Source organism: Microvirga sp. GN3, from assembly GCF_055792825.1.
The window spans coordinates 1-3,831 of the sequence record NZ_JBVVAK010000307.1 but is presented as its reverse complement, the minus strand read 5'-3'; the positions used below and the strand labels follow the sequence as shown (position 1 = coordinate 3,831).

At 61.8% G+C, this 3,831-nt stretch carries 5 protein-coding genes; 3 read left to right on the top strand and 2 right to left on the bottom strand.

Annotated features, from left to right (window positions below; genetic code table 11):
* The first annotated feature begins 441 nt into the window (after positions 1–441).
* Positions 442–774, top strand: coding sequence for a GYD domain-containing protein (locus ACS5Q1_RS46925; RefSeq protein ID WP_473104631.1), 333 nt, complete (start codon positions 442–444; stop codon positions 772–774).
* A 617-nt stretch (positions 775–1,391) separates the two neighbouring features.
* Here ACS5Q1_RS46925 and ACS5Q1_RS46920 read toward each other — a convergent pair.
* Together ACS5Q1_RS46920 and ACS5Q1_RS46915 are read right to left on the bottom strand one after the other, a co-directional pair.
* Positions 1,392–1,943 (bottom strand): Spy/CpxP family protein refolding chaperone, encoded by a 552-nt coding sequence (locus tag ACS5Q1_RS46920; RefSeq protein ID WP_473104630.1) that lies wholly within the window; start codon positions 1,941–1,943, stop codon positions 1,392–1,394.
* A gap of 50 nt (positions 1,944–1,993) precedes the next feature.
* The gene (locus tag ACS5Q1_RS46915; RefSeq protein WP_473104629.1) at positions 1,994–2,125 is read right to left on the bottom strand and encodes a hypothetical protein; all 132 of its coding nucleotides are present in this window, start codon (positions 2,123–2,125) and stop codon (positions 1,994–1,996) included.
* A gap of 191 nt (positions 2,126–2,316) precedes the next feature.
* On the opposite strand from ACS5Q1_RS46915, the gene ACS5Q1_RS46910 reads away from it, so the two are divergent.
* Both ACS5Q1_RS46910 and ACS5Q1_RS46905 read left to right on the top strand, forming a co-directional pair.
* The gene (locus ACS5Q1_RS46910) at positions 2,317–3,075 is read left to right on the top strand and encodes an oxygen-binding di-iron domain-containing protein (protein ID WP_473104628.1); all 759 of its coding nucleotides are present in this window, start codon (positions 2,317–2,319) and stop codon (positions 3,073–3,075) included.
* Positions 3,076–3,255: 180 nt separating this feature from the next.
* Positions 3,256–3,831: IS110 family transposase (locus ACS5Q1_RS46905; RefSeq protein WP_473104627.1), on the top strand; the 576-nt coding region annotated here is incomplete at its 3' end.

The following is a 3,831-nucleotide window of genomic DNA, read 5'->3' as shown; positions in this document are numbered from 1 at the left end:
TGCGCGCGGATATCCATGATGGCCAGGAGCAATCGCTCCACATGGGCCGGATCCATGAGCGCAAGACCAACCTCGCCATCTCGAAAAGCCTCTTGCGACGCACGGCCGGTCCATACATCGGGTCAACACCAGCCGGTTGGCCCTGGGAACCAAGTGTCAGATTTTGACCACTCGCGGCGCCGCACTCCGTAACGCCCCGTTCAGCGAAATTCGAATGACAATTGTCCGGGCAGGCAGCAAATATTCTGTCAGCGCGTCGTAAGCATGATGATATTTCAGTAAATGAGACACTTCTTATTCGCATGCCATCTAACCGAATTCATAAGCATATTCGCTTGACGATTACTGCTTGCGGGCGTGTGATTAGCGGGTTGCTCAAGGGCTGCCGTCCAGCCCGTTACTGGCGTTTGAGAACTCCGGTCAAACTCAGGAGGAAGTCGGATGCCCATCTTCATCACACGTGGCCGCTATTCGGCAGAGTCCATCAGGAACCTCGTTGCCAACCCCGAGGATCGCCTGCCGGCGGTCCGTAATTTGGTCGAGGCCGCCGGCGGGAAGCTATTGAGCTTCTATGTCACCCTCGGCCACTATGATTTTCTGATAATCACAGAGGCGCCCAGCGCCAAAGAGGCGTCAGCGGCCATTCTGGCGGCGGCCGCATCCGGCAGCATCACTGACAACGAGACGACGGAAGCGTTCACAACCGCGGAGGCCAAGCAGGTTTTTGCCGGCGCCGGCAAGGTCGCGGAGAGCTACAAACGACCAGGCAAATAGCGCTCTTGTCTGCCCGCCGCAGGTCACACATCGTATCGAGAACACGAGTGTCCGTCCCATTCGAGCACTCGGTTTGAAAAGACAAGTCTGGGTGTGCCTTGAAACGTCCAGCCTTCGACCCGTGGGAGACCGAAGGAAACCTCAGGCCTCCATCGCTTCGGCGAGCAGGAGTTCAGTCATGCCGAGCACGAGATCCTGAGGCTTCGAGAAGCGACTGAGGTCTCGTAAACGGCCGTTCGCGAAAAGCCCATGGCCTCCTCAGCGGTTAAGCACCCGTGCCAGTGATAAAGCCAGGATGTCGCCTTCTGGCAGATTTTGTTGAAAAACTCTCGGGCGCCGCTGCATCAGTCTATTAGTAGCGTCAGCGTGCGAGATCAGGCCCAGCATCCTGTATGCTGACCACGCAAAAATCGGCAGTTCCGGACTTTTTCAACACTATCGGCACTTCTCGGACGAAAGAGCTTGATCCGCTTCGACACTCAAGAGCTGACAGTTGTTGAACGGTCGGAATGTGAAAGTCTCATCCGGTCCAGAGACTCGCTCGCGACCCTTCGCGTCGCGGCGGGTATCAGCATGACAGCAGGCTGAAGTATTCACCGTCAGGTGCCGACGACGCCTTAATGGTGACCTTTGAAACCGTGCCCGTGATCCTCCACAGCCTGATAGCCCCGCAGTTCGCCGTACCGCCTGACCTGCTCGGGTGTGAGGACGTTCAGGGTCAAGAGGTGATAGCGCAGGTGCGCGAGCCGCAGGGCGCCTTGCGTGGCGCTGATCTCCGTCGTGGCCGCTTGCAGGCTCGCAGGCGTCACTGATTTGGTGGAGAACTGGCGCCCAAGGTCCATTTCCTGCGTGATCAGGCGCTCGCCCAGTGGAACAGCCTCGGCCTTCATTTCAGCACGGAGCTTCTGCACGCGGGTGCGCTGTTCCTCGGTCAGCCGAAGCTGGTCACCCAGCTCGAGGACATGGACAGGGCCCGGGTATCCATTGAGCTCCGCCGGCAGGGCCAAGCCCATGCCGCGGCCGGCGCGAAGATCGGCGATCTGCTCATTTGAGAGCGCCTTGACCGTCCGGTGCTGCCAGCCAGCATAGGGCGAGGCGGGAGCATGCTGGGCTTGGACCACGCCCAATCCGGCAAGTGTTGCAATGATTGCGAGCGATGGGCGCGACATCAACGATCTCCGATCGATGGAGGGGTTGGGGTTGCTCAAGTCGGGCGGGTTCACAGGGGCATGGTGGCGACGTAGATGGCCAGCATCAGCAGGACGCACACCCCCGCGGAGCCGACCAGCCATGGGGCGAGCTGGTTTCTGTAGTGCTCCTCCAGGCGTCGTTGGCGCTTGCGGCGGGACATCGTCGGCTTCCTCCCGATGGAATGGCACAGGGTGACGTGTCGACCGGATCATAGCCTGTTGCGGCCCGCGCCACGACTCGAAACTGGAGCCGTCGGGGGTCGCCCGGAAGTGGCCGTACCTGCCGCATTTTCGGACACAAAGCCGCTTCTAATCTTTGGCTTGGCGCGGGGGCAATCCAGGGAGCAGTCCGATGAAGACCCGCATCGATGAGATCGGCGACCGCATCTATCGCCTCTCGACCTACGTGCCGGATATCGTGCCGCCGGCCGGCTTCACCTTCAATCAGTTCCTCATCCTTGGCGAGGAGCCGATGCTGTTCCATGCCGGCTTCCGGCGGATGTTCCCGATGGTGTCGGAAGCGGTCTCCCGGATCATGCCCGTCCAGGACCTGCGCTGGATCACCTTCGGCCACTATGAGGCTGACGAGTGCGGCGCCATGAACGAATGGCTGGCTGTTGCCCCGAACGCGCAGGTCGCACACGGGATGACAGGCTGCCTTGTGTCATTGAACGATATGGCCGACCGGCCGCCGCGGGTGCTGTCGAGCGGCGAGGTGATCGACATCGGCGGTAAGCGGATCCGCTACATCGACACGCCCCATGTGCCGCACGGCTGGGATGCGGGGGTGATCTACGAGGAGAACAGCCGAACGCTGTTCTGCGGCGATCTCTTCACGCATCTGGGCGATGGTCCTGCGATCACGGAGCACGACATCGTAGGCCCGGCGCTCGCGGCCGAGGACATCTTCTACGACACGAGCCTGGGTCCGAGCATTGCGCCGACGGTTCGCCGGCTGGCGGAGCTTGCCCCGCGCACCCTCGCCCTGATGCACGGCTCCTCCTTTGCCGGTGACGCGGTCGCGGCCCTGGACGATCTGGCCAGCGCCTATGACAAGCGCCTCCGGGCCGCCATTGTCGCCGGGCACTTTGGCGTGAGACAGGCGATCTAATCATTTCAGTGACTTAGCTTGGGTCCTGAGACGAAAGTTTGGGCACTTAACCTGAGATTCTCGTTGGCTTTGGGCAGACCGTATGTTCGTTGCCGGCGGAGGTGGCTCGTCCACACTATGCGATGAGCGAGGGTTGCGCCGGATGGGCCGGTGCCGAGCCTCCCGCACAGGGGACGAGCCATGCAGCAGAATAGCAAAGTGTTTGTCGGTCTGGATACGTCGAAACGGAAGATCTCGGTGGCCGTGGCTGAAGACGGTCGCCAAGGCGAAGTGCGCTTTCTCGGCGACATCGACAACACGCCTGAGGCCGTGCGGCGTCTGGTCAACAAGCTGGCCGGCAAGTACCGTGAGCTGCTGTTCTGCTACGAGGCCGGCCCGACCGGCTATGGCCTGCAGCGCCAGATCTCCGCGCTCGGCCATGAGTGCGCGGTCATCGCGCCCTCGCTCATCCCGAAACGCCCAGGCGAGCGCGTCAAGACCAATCGGCGCGATGCGTTGAGCCTGGCCCGACTGCATCGGGCCGGTGAACTGACCGCCATCTGGGTGCCGGATCCAGGCCATGAGGCCGTGCGTGAGCTGGTGCGGGCGCGGGAGGCCGCGATGGAAGATCTGCGCGAGAAGCGCCAGCACCTGCAGTCGTTTCTGTTGCGCCATGGGCGGGTCTTCCCTGGCCGTCAGCCTTGGACCCGGGCGCATGCACGATGGCTGTCCGAACTCATCTTTGAGCATCCGGCCCAGTATCTGGTTCTGCGCGAG

Coding starts and splice junctions, on each gene's coding strand:
- ACS5Q1_RS46925 (WP_473104631.1), top strand. CDS start 442: ATGCCCATCTTCATCACACGTGGCCGCTATTCGGCAGAGTCCATCAGG.
- ACS5Q1_RS46920 (WP_473104630.1), bottom strand. CDS start 1,943: ATGTCGCGCCCATCGCTCGCAATCATTGCAACACTTGCCGGATTGGGC.
- ACS5Q1_RS46915 (WP_473104629.1), bottom strand. CDS start 2,125: ATGTCCCGCCGCAAGCGCCAACGACGCCTGGAGGAGCACTACAGAAAC.
- ACS5Q1_RS46910 (WP_473104628.1), top strand. CDS start 2,317: ATGAAGACCCGCATCGATGAGATCGGCGACCGCATCTATCGCCTCTCG.